The following is an 18,766-nucleotide window of genomic DNA, read 5'->3' on the forward strand; positions in this document are numbered from 1 at the left end:
AATAGCTTGTGCTATTTTTTATGATTTCTTGATTCAAGATACAAAATATCATTTAAACTATCAAAAACTTTTATTGTGTTTTCTTCTACTTGATTTGCTATTTTTCGTAAAACTTGATTTTCTACTCTACTTGCATTTTGACTTATATATTCTTGTATTTTATTATGCATATTTTCATGGTTAGTTTTTAAATTTTGCCATTTTTCATCTTTTACAAAAGCCTCTTTTTTACTCTCACAACTTACTATCCATTTTCCTAAATTACACATTCTACAATTATCTATAATACAATCTTCAAATTTATCTAAAGTTTTGAAATATCTTTTTTTGAAATTTATATGATCATTTTTATATCTTGAAATCTCTTTAATTAATTCTACATTTTCAACCATTTCATAATATTTATCTTCTATTTTCGATTGTGATGTAATTTGAAGTAATTTATCTGATAAAATTGAAACTTCATTTGATAATTTATCAATATTTGAAGCTGTTTTAGCATTTTCTTGTGTAGAAAAATCTAGCCTTGAAACTGTTTCATTTATCTGTACAATTTCAATATCTTGCTCTTTACTAAATAAAGTTACATTATGAATAATATCTTTTGTTTCTAATATCTTTGAAGTTAGATTTTCATAACCTTTTATCATAGTATCAGCTACTATTTTTCCATCATTTGTTTCAATATTTGCACTTTCAACCAAATCTTTTATCTCTTTTGCAGCATTTGCACTTTTATTTGCCAACTCTCTTACTTCACTAGCAACAACTGCAAAACCTTTGCCTACTTCTCCAGCAGTTGCTGCTTCAACTGCCGCATTTAGACTTAAAATATTTGTTTGAAAAGCTATTTGGTCAATTACAGTTATAGCTTCATTTATAGCTTTTACTTTTTTACTTATTTCATCCATTGAATTAAAAGTTTGATTTGCAGATTTACCTCCTTGTATTACAGCAACATTTAATTCATCTGCAATTAATTGCATCTTATTCATATTTTCATTGTTCTTTTTTAAATTTTGTGTTATTTCTTCAAGAGAAGCCGAAGTTTGTTTCAAAGATGAAGCTTGATTTGAAGATGAAATAGCCAATTCATTTGATGAGTTAGTTAAAATTTTCGTATTCTCTTCCAATTTCTTTCCAGCATTTGTAATCATAGCAATTAATTGTGATGAAGATTGTCCTAAAAGTATAGTTGAATTACAAAGTATTCCAAAATCTCCATACATCCCTTTTGTATGAATCTCATCTAACTTAAATTTGTAATTTCCTTCACTATATTGGCTCAATAAAAAATTTAGATTATCTATTTTCAATCTTGTTCTATCTAACATTTTATTTATTATTTCTACTAAAGTTTGTAACTCTTTTGTAGATGGTTTAGCTTTTATAGAGTATTCAAAAAAACCATTATTAACTTTTCCTATAACATCTGCTATCTCGAGAATAGCTTGTTTATCATTTTGAGTTATTTGTTCTATTTTTACAACTTGCTCATTCATATTTCTTGTCATCAAAGCAAACTCATCTTTACCTTCAAGTTTATTTAACTTTATTTCATCTTTTTCTTTCATAGAGTAAGAAAAAAATTGATTTAGATTATTCTCAAATTTTTTAATAGATTTCGTAACATTACTCGTCATTATCATAATTACAAGAAAAATTAATAAAGTTAAAACTATCAAAGATACAAAAAATAATAATATTTGAGTATCACCTTCTTTTACATTTGTATCAATAAACAACAGCGTATCATTTACAATTTTCTCTTTTATCTCTTCTAGTATTTGTATCTTTTGTAAAGAACTATTTTCCCAATCTTGAATATTTGCACCATATATATTTTTTGATAAAAATTCTAAAGCTTTTAGAGTTTTTAAATCTAACTCTTTTGTGTCTTCCAAATATTCACTATTAAAAGCCTTTGACATATATAAGTCTATTGCACTTTGAATATCATTTAAAAGTTCTTTTTCTTCATCTAAATGTTCTAATTTTTGATAATCTTTTATTGCTCTTAATGTTTTTGTATGATTTCTTTGTATTTGATTTAAAATATTTTCATCACTTGACAAAATAAAATCTTTATACAGATGAATCAATCCACCATATCCTAGTCCATCTTTTATAGTGTTTATAATGCTCTCTTTTTCTATTTTTAAAAATATAACTCTTCTTGAATCTTCAATCTTTTTAAAAATATCATCTTCAAATCTTTTATAAACATACTCCAATTGTTCTTTTGTCAAATTCTCTTTTAATTCGTTTATATCTGAATCTTGAAAAATCAACAAAGATATAAAACTATTATAATCTTTATTTGAAATTGTATTGTAGTTGAAAATATTTCTTATTAAATCTTTCTCTTTATATGTTTTTTCTATTATACTTATGATTGAAATATATGTTTGAGAAGCTTTCAGTAAATCCTTACTTTTTGAATAAACCAATAACTCATCAAAAAAAGATATTAAATTAGTTATAACTTCATTGTAAAAATTTTCTAAAGTTTTACTATCTAGTTTTAAATCCAAGGCACTAGATCTTTTTTCATCTATTAAAGATATGTTTTTTCTCAAAGTATCAAGTTTATCTAACAAATTTGTATCTTTTTTAATCAATTCAAAATTATTTATAAAATCTTCTAATTTTTTTTGTGATGAAATATTTACTTTTATTTGATTTTCTAACTTCTCTTTATATATTGTATCTCCATAGTTTTTTATATATAAAACTGCGATTTCTCTTTCTTGTTGTAAATCTTTTAGAAATTGTGAGATTTCAACTGTAAAGTCTATGTAACTAGAAGTTTTATTCATATCTACAACTTTTTCATATTTCTCAAAAATCAAAACAGAAGAGAGCATAAAAATTGCCATCATTGGTAAAACTAATATCAAAAAGATTTTATTTCTTAATTTTAAATTGTTCATTTACATTTCCCCATTTTATATTTTTGGCAATTTACTCTTTATTTTATAAATATGGGGTTATACAGTTTTAAGCTGTAATTAAGTTGTAATCAAAGGATTATTTATTGATTATTTTATAAAAAATAAATACTTTTATTATCTATAAACCTATTTTTAAATATAATCTCAAAAAATCAAAAAGGATGAAAATGTTTAAAGAGTTTAAAAAATTTCTTATTTCTGGAAATGTAGTTGATATGGCAATAGGTTTTATATTTGGTGCAGCATTTGCAACATTTGTAAAATCTATGGTAGAAAATGTAATAATGCCTCCAATTGGACTATTACTTGGAAGAGTCGATTTTTCTCAATTGTTTATACCACTTGATGGAAATTCTTATACTAATTTAGCAGCTTTAGAAGCAGCAGGAGCACCTGCAATAAAACTTGGTGTATTTATGAATGATACAATATCATTTATAATTTTAGGATTTGTAGTATTTATGTTTATAAAATCTTACAATAAATTAAAAGGTGAAAAAGAAGAAGCACCAAAAACAAAATCTTGTGATGATTGTGCTATGGATATTCCAGTAGCTGCTAAAAAATGCGGACATTGTGGAAATACTGCAGTTTAATCTGCTACTATATTTATATTATTAAAATTGCAGGTTTCTCCTAAAAAAACCTGCAATAAAAAAGAAAAGTTCCGACTATTTGTCGAAAATGAAAATAAATGGCGTTTGTTCTACTTCCCAAATGTCGCCAATACTTGGGAATGAATATTTTTAATTATTTTAGAATTTCAAATTCATAGCAACGCTATATCTTCTACCATCTAAAACATTTGAATTTCCATCATCTAAAACATTTTTATTAGCTATATTATAAACACCTGCATTAAAACTTAAATTTTTATCATATTTATAAACTGCTCCTAAATCAACAAATGTATAAGATGGTGTTTTACTAGCACTAGTTCCACTACCAGCAGTTTTACCTCTATAATTTGCTTGTGTCCACAATAAAACTTTAGAAGTTACATCAAAATCTAATCCAGCATTAAACATATGTTTAGATATATTATTTAAAGGTTTTCCAATATTTGCCCCTGACTTTTGTTCACTATCTGTATATGTATATGAGTGTCTATATTTTAAATTATCTAAGATTTCCCAATCTGTTGTAAGTTCTAAACCTTTAATCTCTGCTTTATCAACATTTTCATAGAACTTAACTCCTCCTCCATAATATTCACCTTTATACCAATATTGTTTCGCATCACCTGGTAAAATATCAGTACCATCTCTTGATTGAACTTTATTTTTATAATCTGTTTGAAATACCATTAAACTTCCACCAAGTCCTAAATCTGGATTATCATAAGCAAATCCCAACTCATAATTTCTACTTTTTTCTGGTTCTAAATCTGGATTACCAACCATTGCAACAGCAGGACCTCCACCTCCAGAAATTCCAGCAAAATCAGGAGCAGCTTGTCTTAAACTTGGTGCTTTATATCCAGTTGTAACTCCACCTTTTAAGTTTAAATTATCTGTTAAACTATAAACAGCATAAGCCTTTGGAGAAAAATTACTTCCAAAAAATTCATTTCTATCAAATCTTCCACTTAAAGTTAAAGCCAAATCATCAGTTACACTCCAAGTATCCTCAGCAAATAATGCCCATTGATACCTTTCCATTTTAGTAATACTATCATCAGTTACACCACCAACTGTAATAGCATTTGTAGCACCATCTTCAAGATTTTCTTTTTTATAGTTTGCCCCAATAGTTAAAGAGTTTGTATCAAAAAAATAAGTTCCTTGAGAATTTGCTGTAATAGTATCCATTTCAATACCATTTCCAGTTCTAGAATTTGCTCTTGTTGGATTTTGTGATTTTTCATAAGTTAAGTAAGAATTTAATAAAAATTCATCATATTTTAATTCATGAGTTAAATCATAATTATAGTTTATTGATTTTTGAAAAGAAGAAGAATTTTTTTGTTTACCTGTAACTGTACCTTTAGAAATTTTTCCATCCCAACCAACTGCTCTACCATTTGAATCTAATATATTTCCATTTGCATCTACACTATATCCATTTGCTGTACTACCTCTAAATGATCCTTCACAAGCAATACTTTTACAAGGATTAGATGTTCTTTCTTGAATTTTATATGTATATCCAGCTGTGATTGTATTATTTTCATTTGGAGTTAATATAACTTTACCACCAACATTAGTTCTTTTATAATCAGGATCCGAACCAGCTTTCAAAGCTCCACTACTTACATAATCACTTTCATCTGTATCTAAAATTCCTGCTGTTAGCTGAACCGATAATAAATCTTTTACTACTGGAACATTTATAAATGTACTAACATTTTTTGAGTCATTATTTACTTTGTTTGATGAATCAGCTTTTAAATACTCTACATTTATATTAGCAGTTACTTTATCAGAATGTTTTTTCGTGATAATATTTATAACCCCACCCATAGCATTTGAACCATATAAAGATGAAGCAGGTCCTCTTATAACTTCAATTCTTTCAATAGCTTCTAATGGAGGTAAGAAATTAATAGGATTCCCAGCATGACTCCCATTTGGAGAGAATGCTTGATTATCTTGCATAGGTCTTCCATCTATTAAATATAAAGTATAATCAGCACTCATACCTCTAATAGATATAGATTGGTTACTTCCACCACCATTTACATAAACACCTGGTACATTTTTTAAAACATCTGTTACATCTGTAAATGATTTTTTTTCAATTTCTTCAGCTGTAATAACTGAAATTGTTGCAGCAGCATCGGCGATATTTTGTTCATATCCCCCAGCAGTAGTTACAACTTGAATATCATCAAGTTTTGTAGTTTCATTAGCACTTAATAGGTTACCCCCCCCCGCAAACGAGTAAAGCAGTTGCTACTGACTTAGCAATTCGTATATTCATACTTGTCCTTTTTGTTAAATTTTCAATTAAAATTTCGATAAACTTTAGGATATTTATCTTAATTTTTTACATTTTAATAATTGGTATATTAATTATCAAAAAGTAAATGAAATATTAATATATTAAACTTAAAAGAATATAAAAGTAATAATAGTTATTGAAGAAATATTATAAAAAAACTATGGATTTAATCCATAGTTTTTTAGCAAGAGTACATAGTTTTAAATTCAAAAGGTGTAGGTCTAGCTTCATAAGGCCAAACTTGTGTTGAGAACTTATAGTGTTGATACGTATCTATCATCTCTTTTGTAAATACAGGTTTAAGAAAATCATTATATCTAATAAGTGCTTCCAACGAACCTCTTAAAGTATGAGGCATTTGAGGGATATCTCGCTCTCTAATTTCATCTAACGATAACTCAAATAAATCATCATCCATAGGTCCTATTGGCTCATATTTATTTTTTATTCCATCAATTCCAGCCATAAGCATAGATGAAAATGCTAAATATGGACAAGAAGTAGAATCAGGGAATCTCATCTCTACTCTTGTTGATTTTTCACCTGCTCCATAAGGAATTCTACAAGATGCACTTCTATTTTGTGAAGAATAAGTTAAAATAGAAGGTGCTTCAAATCCAGGGATTAATCTTTTGTAAGAGTTTGTTGATGGATTTGTAAATGCTGCAACAGCTCGTGCATGTTTAAAAATACCTCCAATATACCATCTTGCCATATCACTTAAGTTTCCATATTCACCTTGTTTATAGAAAAGATTTTTACCATCTTTCCAAATACTTTGGTGAACGTGCATACCACTTCCATTATCTCCATAAAGTGGTTTTGGCATAAATGTTGCTGATTTTCCATTTAAATGTGCAACCATTTTAATTACATACTTTAATTTTTGAACATTATCACTAGCTTCAATTAAATCACCAAATACAATTCCTATTTCGTGTTGTCCTTGAGCAACTTCATGGTGACCTAGAGTAACTTCAAGACCAACTTGCTCTAAAACTTGCATCATTTCAGCTCTTAAATCAACACCATTATCAATAGGAGCAACAGGGAAATATCCACCTTTTAATCTTGCTCTATGTCCTATATTTCCACCTTCATAATCTCGAGAGTCATTCCATTCACCATCTTCACTATCAACTCTAAAAGATGACTCATTTACACTATCTTTAATTTTTACATCATCAAAAATGAAAAACTCATTTTCAGGTCCAAAATATGCAACATCACCAATATTTGCTTCTGCTAAATACTCTACTGCTTTTTTAGCTATTGATCGTGGACATTTTTCATACATTTGCCCTTTGTAAATATCATAAACATCACAGATTACAACTATTGTACTATCAGCTGTAAATGGATCTAAAAATGCAGTTGGAACATCTGGTTTTAAAATCATATCTGATTTATGAATTGGTTGCCAAGCATCTATTGATGAACCATCAAAAGGCATACCATTTGCCAATAAATCTTCATTTATTGCTTTATAATTATATGTAACATGATGCCACATACCTTTCATATCAGTAAATCTAAAATCTACAAATTTCACTTCATTTTCACTACAAAAACTTTTAAACTCATCTATACTATTTACAAATTTTCCCATCTGTTTATCTCCAAAAAATTTAAGCTGATATTTTAGCAAATTAAAACAAAATTCTTGATTTATACTATTACTCCATAATAAAATAAATGAAATTTTAGTAGTTTTATTGTGAGTATTTTTAAGGCGGAAGTTAGAAGCTTACCATTGTGTAAGCGATAACTTTCAACGCAAAAAATATTTATAATAAAACTAACATTTTGGTGTTTTCTCTCACATTATTTACACATTCTTTTTGTCCAAATTTTACTCAACATACGATGTATGTCTTCATAAATTTCAAACAAAAATTGATGGTAAAAATATGGCTAAAATTTCATTTATTTTATTGTGGAGTAATATATTAAAAATTCACCAATTTTCTATCTTTATTTTCAAAAGTCATACATTTTGTAAAACCTATCTCTTTTGCCAAATTTGTAGCTTCTTCATATCCAAAACCAATATGCTCTACGCTATGGGCATCTGATCCAAATGTTATATTTATTCCCATATCAAAAGCTACTTCTAAAAGCTGTTTTGATGGATATGTTTCTCCTATTGGTTTTCGTAAACCTGCTGGATTTATCTCTAAAACCATATTTGATTTTTTTATCTGATTTAAAGCATCTTTTGCCAAAATTCTCACATCTTTTTTTGGTAAAAATTTAAAAACTTTTATCAAATCAAAATGCCCAACAACATCAAAAAGTTGAGTTTTTGCCATAGATTCAATTGCATTAAAATACTCTTGCCAAATACTATCTATATCTTTTGACTTATAAACTCCTATAAATTCTGGATTATCAAATCCCCACATATCATCTTTATTTTTTAAAAAGTGAACAGAACCTATTAGATAATCAACTTTAGCATTTATTATCTCATCAAGTAAAAATCCATCTAAATAATCTACTTCATATGCAAAAAGAATTTTTATTTTGTCTTTATAAAAATCTTTTGCCTCTTTTATCCATCTTTCATAAATATCTTTTTGAGATAAACTCATTCTATATTTTGGGTCATAATTCATAGGTGCATGACATGAAAATCCATACTCATCTATACCCAATTTTATAGCTTTTTCTACATAATCAAAAACTGTCCCAGTAGCGTGATTACACAAAATTGTGTGATTGTGCAAATCTACTCTTTTTATATCTTTCATAGCAATATTCCTGCTCCATTTATTTTTTGACTTCTATCTTCTGCATAAACTCTTTTGCCATTTAAAATATCATATTTCCAAATTGGAGCATTTGCTTTAAAATCCTCTACAAATTCATCAATTAGCTCCAAAGCAACTCGTCTTTTTGGACTACAAATCCCAGCTATATACGAACTTTGATGATTTTTTACATTACCCAAACTATGAGCCATAAAAACTATTGCATTTTGTTTTTTAGCTTTTTCTTGCCAAGAGTTAAACCAAGATTTTAAAATAGGTTCATAAATATCAAAAGATAAACCTTCGATACTATTTTCATCTCTTACAATTCCAACAAAAGTTATAAATGCTCCATAATTTAGATTTTTATATTTTTCATACCAAGCATTATGAATTTTTTCTACTGGTAAATCGTCTTTATGTATTTGTAAATCTTCACTAAACACTATCAACCTCCACAAACTGGTGGTAATAAAGAGATTTTATCTCCACTTTTTAACTCATAATTTTTTGAAAAAACTAAAGTATCATTTACTGCAACTGCACAAGTTTCAAGCCAAGAAGAGATACTTTCATCATCTTTTAAAATTAAACTTAATTCTTTTAAATTTTTAATATCTAAATTCATATCTTCTTTATTTATAGGACCTAAAAATTCGACTTTTACCATTTTAATCCTTTCTAATTATCTTTATACTATTATATCGACTTAATTTTAAAACATTTTAAGGCAACAATTTTATGATATTTTCAAAAATTGATTTTATAAACTTATTACCCTTTCATATTTATATCAAAAAAAATATAAAATCGAACCAACTTAGGTCAAGTATAGAATATAAAAAATCTTATCCATCAGTTATAACAAACAATTTCAAAAAAAGAAGAGTTCATAGTGCATTTATATCATCTATTGGCTCAAGAAATGAAAAATTTTTAGATTTTGGAATAGTTGCAAGAGATGAAGTTTTATCCGTTTTAGTTTTGCCAAATAGAGTTTCAAAAGATGATTTTCAATCAAAAACTTCAAATGCACTAGCAAAAGTTTTAGAGCTTGATGGTGAAGTAATCATAGGTGATAAAGCTTTGAAATTTTATTGTGAAAATAAAGATGATAAGATTATTGACTTAGCAAAAACATGGCAAAAAAAATATAAATTACCATTTGTTTTTGCAGTATTGTGCTACAACAAACACGAAAATAGACTTAAGAAAATCACAAAAAACTTTAACAAAAAACATATAAAAATCCCACAATATATTTTAGATATCTACTCAAAAAGAAGTGGTATTTCAAAACAAAATATTTTAAATTATCTAAAAAAAATAGATTATGATTTGGGATATAAAGAAAAAAGAGCCTTAAAACTATTTTTAAAACTTACAAAAGAAAAAGGAATTATTTTATGACAATATTAGACGCAATTTGGCTAGGAATTCTTGAAGGAGTTACAGAGTTTATCCCTGTATCTTCAACTGGACATTTAATAGTTTTAAGTAAATTCTTAGGAATTGAACAAAATAATGTAAATAAAGCTTTTGAGATAATTATCCAATTTGCGGCAATTATGGCTTTAGTTTTTGTATATCCATCAAAATTTACATTTAAGCATATCAATCTTTGGGTGAAAATAGCTATTGCATTTATTCCAATTGGTGCTGTTGGTTTTTTGTTTGCAAGTCAAATAAAAAGCTTATTTAGTATAACAATAGTTGCTTGGGCATTTATAATTGGTGGGATAATTTTTTTAATAGTTGAAAAGTTTTTTTATGATGATAAACAACCTTTGATTGATGATGTAGAAAAAGTGAGTTTAAAACAAGCAATATTTATAGGAATTGCTCAAATTCTTGCATTAATCCCAGGAGCTAGTCGAGCGGGAGCTAGTATAATTGGTGCTATGCTTGTGGGATTAAATAGAAAAGCAAGTGCCGAATTTTCATTTTTACTTGCAGTTCCTGTGATGTGTGCAACAACTTTTTATGATATTTATAAACATCATAATGAAATACTACAAGATGGAAATTTACTAAATCTAGCTGTTGGATTTGTAGTATCATTTGTAGTTGCTTATTTAGTAATAAAGCTATTTTTAAAATTTTTAGAAAAATTTACTTTTGTAGCTTTTGGAATTTATAGAATATTTTTTGGGGTTTTGATTCTCCTAATATTCTAAAATATCATCAACAATATTTTTTATAGCATTTGGTTTGATAATATCTTTTAAACCAGTGCTTATTTTTTCAATATCACTATTTAAGCAAGAAAAAAAGTAGTTTTCATCAAGTTCATCTTCTATTTGCAAAAAACATAATTTTTTATCAAAAAGTTCTTTTGCATTAAAATATTGATGATTTGCTGCAGCATATTTAAAAGGTATAAAAAATGTTGGAAGATTGTTTGCACAAAGCTCAAAAAGTGTAGAAGCTCCAGCCCTACTTACACAAAAATCTGCTTCATTCATTTTACTCATAATATCTTTTGTAAAATCAAAAATATCAGCATTTATACTATTTTGCTGATAAAAATCTTTTACTCTTTCAAAGTCATTTTTACCAGTTTGATGAATTATTTTTATTCCCATTTCATTTAGTTTTGGTGCAACTTTTAGTGCAAAGTTATTTATAGCAATTGCACCTTGTGAACCGCCAAAGAATGCTATTGTTTTTATATCTTTTCTTATTCTTGAGTTTTCAAAAAACTTTAAATCAACAGGATAATCTTTAACTTTTGAATTTTCTAAAAAAGATGAATAAATCTGTCTTGCAAACTTTGATGTAATTTGATTTAATTTTCCCATTTTAGAATTTTGTTCATGTATAAAAAAGCTACAATTTCTCTTAAAAATAGCTGCAAAACTAGCAGGAGCAGCTGAAAAGCCACCAACAGAAATAACTTTTTTTACTTTAAATTTATTATATATTTTTAAACACTCTAAAGATTTTGAAAACATATTTGTCAAAGACAATATCTTACTCAAACCTTTTTTATTTACAACTCCACTAGTATCTAAGAAAAATGTTTCGCTCAATCTTTTATCATTTTCAAACCAAGCTCTATCTTGTCCCTTTGTAGAACCTATAAAAATAACATTAAAATCTCTATTTCTTAGTTCTTCTATAAAAGCATCTGCGACTTTTAAATGCCCTCCAGTTCCACCACCAGTTACAACAATATACTCTTTTTTCATCTTATTATAATCCTTTGATTAACTTTTGGTTTCGGAATATTTTTTTGTGGAATTTGTTTTTTTGATGTTCTACTTATTGATAAAACCAAGCCTATAGCAAAGGAAGTCGTCAATAAAGAAGAACCACCATAAGATAGAAATGGTACAGCAATACCTTTAATAGGAATAATTCCAGCAACCCCAGAAGAATTTATCAAAAAAGCTATAATTATCATCAATGCAACTCCAGTTGTAAAAAGATAATATACTTTATTTTCAACATTTCTACTAATTCTGAAAATTCTTAAAATAATTAAAAATAGTATAAAAACAATACAAAAGAATCCTATCCAACCTATCTCTTCAGTAATTCCAGCTAAAACAAAATCCGTGTGAACTTCTGATAAAAATCCCATTTTTAAATTACCATTTCCGATACCTTGACCAAAAAAATCTCCATTATGAATAGCATTTAAAGAGTGAGAAACTTGATATGGTTCTGGTAAGTTTTTAATTCTTAAATATGGTTCTAAAGATGCTGGTAAAACAGACAATATTCCATCTTGCACCATAGACCACCAAGAATGTATCCTATTTATCCTATGTGGTGCAGCTATAATAAGCCCTAAAAAACCTACAATAGCTACAACAAATAAAACTAAAATAATCTTAAAAGACCTATTTGCAAATAGTATTAAGATAAGCATAATCGAAGCCAAAAGTACAACTTGCCCTAAATCTTTTTGTAAAAATGCAACTATAAATACAACTACAAAAAATAGTAAAAAATAAGGCGATAAGAGTAATAAATCTCCAAAAAGTCCTTGTTTTGGCTGGTGAATAACTTTTCTATAAAATGACCAAGAAATAAAATATATAAATCCTATTTTAAAAAGTTCAATAGGAGATAGAGAAAATCCTGGTAATCTTATCCATCTATTTGCTCCACCAGAAGCAGTTACTAAAGAAGCTGGTAAAAATGGCATAGCAACCATAAGTAAAAAACCTACTATAAAAAGTGTTATTCCTACTTTAAACATTATTTTATCTGGATTTAGCCTTGCCATTGACCACATCAAAAAGATACAAAAAACACCTACTAATCCTTGTCTGAACACATAATGAAACTGTCCATATCCCATAAATTCTACTGTATATATTGTAAGTGAATATGAAAAAATTATACTTGTTATAATTAACATTGACACTAAAATAAACAAAAGGTAATCAGGTTCGCCTAAATTGGCACCTGTAGTTAATAATTTAATCTTATTTTTGATATAATTCATACCCTATTATATAATATTATGGATAAAGATGTCTTCAAAAAAATGCAATTAGAACAAAAATTTATAGAAAACAAAAAGAAAAAAAGAAAAATTATAATCTTACTCTTTCTGATTGCTTTAGGGCTATTTATAGTAACATTCTCATTTTTCAGAACTGTACATGAAAAAAGAACTCTTCCATCTTTAAAAGGTGAAAAAAGTGAATTGGCTGTTCGTGGAAATATAGTAAGTGAAGACAACTTTAACCTCGTATCTTCAAAAAAAGTATATAAAGCTGGACTTGATACAAGATATTTAAATCCTGAGAAAAAAGAGCTATTTTTAAAACTTTTTTCTATTTATAGTGGAATGGACTATCAAGAGTTAGAAAAGAAAATAAAAGATGCAGAAAAATCACCAGGATATGTAGTTTTATCTTATAATATTGACTCAAGAGCAGCAAAAAACCTAAAAGAATTAGACATAAAATTAAATCAGCTAAATGTATTTATACCACGAAAAGGTGGTAGTTTAAGCTTAATTAGAAGATTGGAAATAAGTGAAAGTGGAGAAAAAAGAACTTTCTCTTATGATGATACTTTGACTCCAGTTTTAGGATATAACTCAAAATTTGAATCAAAAGATGGAAAAACAAAAGTAAATGGAGTAAAAGGGCTAGAAAGAATATATAATAACAATCTAAATGACTCAAAAGATGGAGTATTAAAGGGATTTAGAGATGTTATTTCATATATCTATTTTGATAAAAACTCTATTATGTCACATAGCATAGATGGTTATAGTCTAAATTTAAATATTCCTCTAAAACTTCAAAAAAACAATGAAACAACACTAGATATTCATAAAAAAAGAACTCATGCTGATGAAATTTTACTAACTATTATGGAAAGTCATACAGGTAAGATCATATCTATGGCATCTTCAAATAGATTTAATCCAGAAAAAATCAAACAATCAGATATTCCATATTTAAATGTAAATGCAGTTGAGTATCAATTTGAGCCTGGTTCTGTTATCAAACCTTTATCTATATCTTTGGCTATGGACAAAGGTTTGATAAGAAAAAATGAGTATTTTTCAGCATACAATCAATCTAGTGTAAAAGGTGCTTATCCAATTGGTAAATTTACAATCAAAGATGACCACGCGTTTCCAAAAGGAAATATCTCACTTGATGATGTTGTGATATTTTCTTCAAATATTGGTACTTTACAAATTGCACAAAGACTATCTGGACCAGAATTTTATGAAGGTATGAAAAAATTTGGTTTTACACAAAAAACAGGTATTGATTTACCTTATGAAAAAAAAGGTGTTATGCCAAAACTTTGGCAATTTTCTGTAGGAGATAAGCAAAAAAGAGATAATATATATAAAGCAACGGTATCTTTTGGTCAAGGTATGACATCAACTTTTATACAACTAATAAAAGCTTATTCTGTATTTAACAATGATGGTAAAATGGTAACTCCACAAATTGTATCATTTCTAAGCCGTGATGGTAAGAAATATGAATCACCATATTTTCAAGCACCAGAACAAGTAATATCAAAAGAAACTGCCCTAGAGATGAAAAGAATGCTTATAAAAACTGTTACAGATGGTACAGGAAGAAGTGCAAGGATAGATGGTCTTGAAATAGGTGGGAAAACAGGAACTGCCCAAATTGCTGGTGGAACAGGGTATTTAAAAAAATATATATCTTCATTTATAGGATTTGTAAATGATGAAAAAGGTAACTCATATACTATTGGAGTAACAGTTATAAATCCTCTTCCAGTTCGTCCACACTACTATGCAGCCCAATCAGCTGTTCCAGTTTTTAAAGAGATTATTCAAAATCTTATTAAATTAAACTACTTATATCCAAAAGAAGATATAATCTCGGAAAATTAATTAAAAGGAAAAATATGTTTTTTAAAAAAGAATTAAAAGAATATAACTACTCAAAAGAAGAGTTAGCAAAATTTAACTATGCAAAAATCGCAACTGATAAAGGTGTTATTTGGATTAAACTTTTCAATGACGCAACACCAAATACAGTTTCAAACTTTGCAACTTTAGCAAATGATGGTTTTTATAATGGTTTAAATTTTCATAGAGTAATATCTGGATTTATGGCACAAGGAGGTTGCCCAGATGGAACTGGTATGGGAGGTCCTGATTGGGCTATCAAATGTGAGATAGATGCCCCAAAACAAGTTCATAATAAAGGTAGCTTATCTATGGCACATGCGGGAAGAAATACAGGTGGAAGCCAATTCTTTATATGTTTTGTACCTTGCCCTCACCTAGATAGAAATCATACAGTTTTTGGTGGAATTGAAGAAGGTGATACAGAAAGCTTTAAAAATTTAGATTCTATAAAACAAGGTGATAAAATAGTTTCTATTGAAATTTTAGAAACTAAATAAGTTTTAAAGAGGAAAATTCCTCTTTAAATTATATAAAATCTGTTATTTCAACTTCTGTAAAACTTCATCTATATCCAAACTCATTTTAGAAAAAGCGAACCATTTTTTACACAAATCTTTTAGACTAGCTCCCAAATGATATATCTCTTTTTTATCAAGTATTAAAAATCTATCATGAGAATTTTTAAAAGTTTTTAGTGTTATATTTTTATATTGTTTAGAGTATTTTTCAAAATCTAAATTTAGTTGTTTATTTATAGTATTTGTATAAATAGTAAAATTTATATTTGGATATTTTGAAAACAAAGTAAAAACTGTATCATCGATATAATTATCTATTAAAATAACTTCTTTTTGTGCTAGTTTTAATAAATCATTTATAAATCTGTATGAATCATATATTTGTCCATCATAAAATATTCCACTATCTTTTTCAAGTTTATTATCTTTTATTTTAGATTTTAAAATCTTTACATCATTTTCTAATGATAATAATCTTTGTTCAGTTATTTTATGAGTATTTATAGCATATCCATTTTGGATATAATTTTTCAAAATGGAAGTTGCCCATTGTCTAAACTTCACACCTTTTTGTGATTTTACTCTATATCCAACAGAGATTATTACATCAAGATTGTAGTATTCTACATCTCTTGTTACTTCCCTTTCACCTTCAAATTGAACTGTCGCAAAATTTGCGACAGTTGAAAATTTCTCTAACTCTTTTTCAATAAATACATTATTTATATGTTTTCCAATAGTTTTTACATCTCTTCCAAAAAGTTCAGATAGTTGATTTCTATTCAACCAAACTGTTTGATTATCTACCGAAACTTTTAGTTCTAGTTCTCCATCATTATAAACTACTAAATTTGATAAATTTCCCATTTTATATCCTTATGATAACAATTCTAAAATTCTATCATAAAAAGAAAAATTGTATAAAGAATATTACATTTTGTAAGATTTTATTTATACCCTTAAGTATGAGTTTCAAAGTAAAAAGGAAAGGAGAAAGTATATTTTTTGTATCGAAATTTTAATCTCAAAATTAAATAAATACTTTGAAACCCATGCTTAAAAATATTTGTTGGAACTGGGAACTTTGCTCCCAGTTCCAAAAGTTTAAAACTTATATTTTAAAGTAGCCATCCAACTTCTTTCATCTCCATAAGAATATGTTTCAAAATTTGTTTTATACTCTTTGTTTAAAGCATTATTGATATTTACAAGTAAACTTAAGTTTTTATTAAATTCATAATTTGCCATCAAATCAATCACATAATAATCATCTTGTTTAGCTTCTCCAACTAAATCTTCACGACCTAGTCTAATATAAGTATTTTTTATACTATCACTTGAAGATTTATCATGCCATCTTAAACCACCACCTACAGTTAAAGATGGTGTAGTTTTATAAGTTGTAAATAGATTTGCTGTTTTAGTAGTGTTTATTAATTCTTTGTTACTTTTTCTTAAACTAGAAGAAGAAAACCCTGCTTGAACTTGCCAATTTGGAGTAATCTCTCCTGAAACTTCAAACTCCCAACCTCTATTTTTTGTATCATCTTCTGCTTTAGAAGCACAACCACCATTTGGAAGTCTATGGCATTCTCCATCATCTCCGATTAAATAATCTGTTATAGCAAGATTGTCTTTTCCTGATTGAAATAGTGCAATACTACTATTTAGTCTTCCATCAAACCACTCGCCTTTTAAACCGACTTCATAGTTAAATCCAGTTTCTGGGTCAAGAAATTTATCACTTCTATCTTTTGCATTTTGAGGGTTAAAAATTTCTGTATAGCTTGCATATGTAGTTAAGTTATCTGTAAGATCATAAGTTAAAGCTAAATATGGTAAAAAATTATCAAATTTTCTATCATCTGTAACCCTAGTACTATTACTAATAGATTTAGTTTTCCATTCACTGTATCTTCCACCTAAAATTGCTGATAAATCATCTGTAAAGTTTAATTTAGTTGATATAAACCCACCATATTGTTGTGTTTCAGTATTGCTTGTACCAGATATTCCATCCCAAATTGGTTCAGATACTACTACTCTATTATTAATCATCTTTACATCTTGTAAATTCGTATTGGGATACAATGCAAAGATGTTATATTTGCTCTTTACACTATTAAATCCTATTACTAAATCATGAGTTTTTCCAAAAAGTTCAAAGTTTCCAGTAAGTTTTGTGTCAATTGAGTGAATTTTAGAATCTATTTTAGATATATCACTTTCAAAAAGCTGACAACCATCAGCCCTCCAAGTAAAACAACTACCTATTTTATGTGAAGCATCTTCTTCAATATAACTATAAGAAGTATCTATTTTCCAAGAGTCATTAATATGATGTTCTAAATTTAAAGTATAATTATCTCTAATTTGTTTGTGGTTTGTCCAATCTGTTGCATGCCAAGTGTATTTATCAAAGTTTGATAGTGAAACAATATTCCAATTTTGATCATAAAGAAATCTTCTTGCACCAACATTTATCATATAATGACCATTATTCTTCATTTCTGTTCTATTATATGAACCTGATATTGTAGTTGCATCACCTAAATCAGCTTCTACTACACCATATAAAGTCGTTCTTTCTTTTTCTGCTAATGGATTAAAATATCCACCTTGATCATTAACAGCGATAAATCTTCCTCTTATACTTCCATCTTCATTAAATCCACCACTAACATCTACAACCCCTCTATATTTATCCCATCTTCCAGTTTGAGCTTCTAAAGATGCTTGAAAATCTTTAGTTGGTTTTTTTCGTACTAAATTTATACTTCCACTAGGATCTCCAGCACCTGTTAAAAGCCCAGTTGCTCCACGAACTACCGAAACAGAATCATATATTGCAGTATCAGTATTATAACTTTCATAACTAGGGTTACTGTAATAGGCAATAGGGACACCATCTACTTGATAATTCGTTATTTTATATCCACGAGATACGAACATATCTCTTGCTTCTCCATTTGAACTTACCCCAGTTGTATTTTTTAAAACATCAACTAAATCATTTAATTGTTGGTCAGACATTCTTTTTGAAGTGATTACTGAAACTGATTGTGGTGTTTCTTTAAGCGATAAGTTCATACCAGTTGATGAATTGTCTTGGCTACGAGTGTAGCTATTTTCTTTATTATCTTTTACAGAAATTTCATCTAAAACAGTAGTATTACCAAAGTTTTGATATTTTGGTTTTTCTATTATGTAAATTATGCTATC

At 27.5% G+C, this 18,766-nt stretch carries 15 protein-coding genes; 5 read left to right on the top strand and 10 right to left on the bottom strand.

Going from position 1 to position 18,766, the window contains the following annotated elements:
• Positions 1-11 precede the first annotated feature (11 nt).
• The gene (locus tag ACNSOS_RS02410; protein WP_418185808.1) at positions 12-2,933 is read right to left on the bottom strand and encodes a methyl-accepting chemotaxis protein; all 2,922 of its coding nucleotides are present in this window, start codon (positions 2,931-2,933) and stop codon (positions 12-14) included.
• Between the two features lie 188 nt (positions 2,934-3,121).
• On the opposite strand from ACNSOS_RS02410, the gene mscL reads away from it, so the two are divergent.
• Positions 3,122-3,550, top strand: a complete 429-nt coding sequence (gene mscL / locus ACNSOS_RS02415; RefSeq protein WP_418185809.1) for a large conductance mechanosensitive channel protein MscL — start codon at positions 3,122-3,124, stop codon at positions 3,548-3,550.
• Positions 3,551-3,709: 159 nt separating this feature from the next.
• Here mscL and ACNSOS_RS02420 read toward each other — a convergent pair whose 3' ends face one another.
• From ACNSOS_RS02420 to ACNSOS_RS02440, 5 genes are all read right to left on the bottom strand, one after another.
• Positions 3,710-5,845 carry a TonB-dependent receptor domain-containing protein gene (locus tag ACNSOS_RS02420; protein WP_418186303.1) on the bottom strand — a complete coding sequence of 712 codons (2,136 nt, stop codon included), beginning with the start codon at positions 5,843-5,845 and terminating at the stop codon, positions 3,710-3,712.
• A gap of 233 nt (positions 5,846-6,078) precedes the next feature.
• Complete coding sequence (gene glnA / locus ACNSOS_RS02425) at positions 6,079-7,506, bottom strand: type I glutamate--ammonia ligase (RefSeq protein WP_113909921.1); 1,428 nt, start codon at positions 7,504-7,506, stop codon at positions 6,079-6,081.
• A 340-nt stretch (positions 7,507-7,846) separates the two neighbouring features.
• A complete protein-coding gene (gene hisJ / locus ACNSOS_RS02430; protein WP_418185810.1) occupies positions 7,847-8,650 on the bottom strand; it encodes a histidinol-phosphatase HisJ in 804 nt (267 codons plus the stop codon).
• The gene (locus ACNSOS_RS02435; protein WP_418185811.1) at positions 8,647-9,096 is read right to left on the bottom strand and encodes a molybdopterin synthase catalytic subunit; all 450 of its coding nucleotides are present in this window, start codon (positions 9,094-9,096) and stop codon (positions 8,647-8,649) included. The genes hisJ and ACNSOS_RS02435 overlap by 4 nt, the downstream gene beginning before the upstream one ends.
• A gap of 2 nt (positions 9,097-9,098) precedes the next feature.
• Positions 9,099-9,320, bottom strand: coding sequence for a MoaD/ThiS family protein (locus ACNSOS_RS02440; RefSeq protein ID WP_113909924.1), 222 nt, complete (start codon positions 9,318-9,320; stop codon positions 9,099-9,101).
• 71 nt (positions 9,321-9,391) lie between these two features.
• Between ACNSOS_RS02440 and ACNSOS_RS02445 the strand changes: the two genes are divergently transcribed.
• Entirely contained in the window at positions 9,392-10,060 is a 669-nt protein-coding gene (locus tag ACNSOS_RS02445; RefSeq protein WP_418185812.1) for an MqnA/MqnD/SBP family protein, read from the top strand.
• On the top strand, positions 10,057-10,827 hold the full coding sequence (locus ACNSOS_RS02450; protein ID WP_113895126.1) for an undecaprenyl-diphosphate phosphatase: 771 nt from the start codon (positions 10,057-10,059) through the stop codon (positions 10,825-10,827). The genes ACNSOS_RS02445 and ACNSOS_RS02450 overlap by 4 nt, the downstream gene beginning before the upstream one ends.
• On the opposite strand, the gene ACNSOS_RS02455 is transcribed toward ACNSOS_RS02450, so the two are convergent.
• On the bottom strand, positions 10,816-11,841 hold the full coding sequence (locus ACNSOS_RS02455; protein WP_418185813.1) for a UDP-N-acetylglucosamine--N-acetylmuramyl-(pentapeptide) pyrophosphoryl-undecaprenol N-acetylglucosamine transferase: 1,026 nt from the start codon (positions 11,839-11,841) through the stop codon (positions 10,816-10,818). The genes ACNSOS_RS02450 and ACNSOS_RS02455 overlap by 12 nt on opposite strands.
• Complete coding sequence (locus ACNSOS_RS02460; RefSeq protein WP_113895124.1) at positions 11,838-13,109, bottom strand: FtsW/RodA/SpoVE family cell cycle protein; 1,272 nt, start codon at positions 13,107-13,109, stop codon at positions 11,838-11,840. Before ACNSOS_RS02460 ends, ACNSOS_RS02455 begins: the two co-directional genes overlap by 4 nt.
• Positions 13,110-13,151: 42 nt before the next feature.
• Here ACNSOS_RS02460 and ACNSOS_RS02465 point away from each other — a divergent pair, with 42 nt between their 5' ends.
• Both ACNSOS_RS02465 and ACNSOS_RS02470 read left to right on the top strand, forming a co-directional pair.
• Entirely contained in the window at positions 13,152-15,005 is a 1,854-nt protein-coding gene (locus ACNSOS_RS02465) for a peptidoglycan D,D-transpeptidase FtsI family protein (RefSeq protein WP_113895123.1), read from the top strand.
• Positions 15,006-15,019: 14 nt separating this feature from the next.
• Entirely contained in the window at positions 15,020-15,523 is a 504-nt protein-coding gene (locus tag ACNSOS_RS02470; RefSeq protein ID WP_418185814.1) for a peptidylprolyl isomerase, read from the top strand.
• A gap of 42 nt (positions 15,524-15,565) precedes the next feature.
• On the opposite strand, the gene ACNSOS_RS02475 is transcribed toward ACNSOS_RS02470, so the two are convergent.
• Positions 15,566-16,411, bottom strand: a complete 846-nt coding sequence (locus ACNSOS_RS02475) for a virulence RhuM family protein (protein ID WP_418185815.1) — start codon at positions 16,409-16,411, stop codon at positions 15,566-15,568.
• Positions 16,412-16,648: 237 nt separating this feature from the next.
• Positions 16,649-18,634 (bottom strand): TonB-dependent siderophore receptor, encoded by a 1,986-nt coding sequence (locus ACNSOS_RS02480; protein ID WP_418185816.1) that lies wholly within the window; start codon positions 18,632-18,634, stop codon positions 16,649-16,651.
• Positions 18,635-18,766: the final 132 nt, after the last annotated feature.

The organism is Aliarcobacter vitoriensis (assembly GCF_048320235.1).
In the GTDB taxonomy this organism is placed as follows: Bacteria; Campylobacterota; Campylobacteria; order Campylobacterales; family Arcobacteraceae; genus Aliarcobacter; species Aliarcobacter vitoriensis.